This window comes from Massilia pseudoviolaceinigra, assembly GCF_030846505.1.
GTDB lineage: Bacteria > Pseudomonadota > Gammaproteobacteria > Burkholderiales > Burkholderiaceae_D > Telluria_A > Telluria_A violaceinigra.
In genome coordinates this window covers 1-1,191 of record NZ_JAVCWL010000103.1, presented here as the reverse complement: position 1 = coordinate 1,191, position 1,191 = coordinate 1, and the positions used below count along the sequence as shown (strand labels likewise).

Below are 1,191 nucleotides of genomic sequence, written 5' to 3'. Positions count from 1 at the left end.
ACCGACCATGGTCAGGCCCGGACGAGCTCAGGCTCAAGAGGTAAGCCAATACATGGCGGTTGCAAAGCAAAACCTGAAAACGGTGACGCCGCTGGAGCGCGAACTAATTGAAGCATTGGCGGTGCGCTATGCCGAAGGCAAACAGGCTGCTGAACTTACGATGGAATTCGGCGCGATCTGCAGCAGCGTACCGACCAGCGACAAGATCGACCCGCGCGATCTCGCCTATGCAGCTAAGATGCGGCAAGTGGCTCAGAAAAACCCTACCAATCCAGATGTTCTGACCCTGTATGCGGAATCTGAATTGTTGACAATTCCAGGACACTTTTGGATTGCTCAGACTGACAAGCCCATCGGACGCGCTGGCGAAATTGCTGACCGCCTGGAAGCCATGCTTGCCGCGCACCCATCGCACATTGGCTTGAATCACTATATGACACATGTCGTGGACGTCAACGCCGTCGCGCAACGGGCAGTGCCCGCAGCCGAGCGTTTAGCAAGCTTGGCACCGGCCTCACCACATTTGCAGCATATGAGTACCCACATCTTTATGCGCGTCGGACGGTACTCCGATGCCATTCAGGCCAATGTGGCGGCGCTTGCTGCGGAGGACAAATTGGATGTCCAACTTCGGCATCAAGGCTTCGAACCGGTCAAGAACTGGCGGCCACACAATAGCCAATTCCTCATGATCTCTGCATTAATGGCTGGGCGCGGTGATATTGCCTTAGATATAGCCCGGACCATCTCCCGGCGGGCCGAAGGCGCGCAATCGAGCATGGGTGAATTTAGCCGGTCCCAACCTTTGTTGGTTCTGCTGCGTCTGGAGCGTTACAAGGACTTGCTGCGTGAAACCCGCCCCGCTGGCCAACGTGGCGTCGCATCCATTCTCTACCTGTATTCCCGTGGGGTAGCTCTGGCGAAAACGCACGACTTGGCAGGAGCGACGGCTGCATTGGCGGAGATGCGACCACAAGTAATTGATGCCTTGACATCTCACGCATCCGAAAACTTCCCCGATCGCATGGTGCGTGCCATTGTTCAGGTGGCCCAAGATGCGCTGAGTGCTGAGGTCGCCGCCCAATCCGGAGAAAAAAATAAAGCGATCGAGTTCGCTAAGAATGCCGCCAAGATTGGCGAGCCGCTCAATGACCTGGATCCTCCCATGCTCGCTGCTGATCCACGACTGGC

The 1,191-nt window shown here is 56.5% G+C and carries 1 protein-coding gene; it reads left to right on the top strand.

The features are described 5' to 3' along the window. Nucleotides 1-52: 52 nt before the first annotated feature. Nucleotides 53-1,191, top strand: a 1,139-nt coding sequence (locus RBA40_RS33245; RefSeq protein ID WP_306653172.1) for a hypothetical protein, incomplete at its 3' end; no start/stop codon positions are given.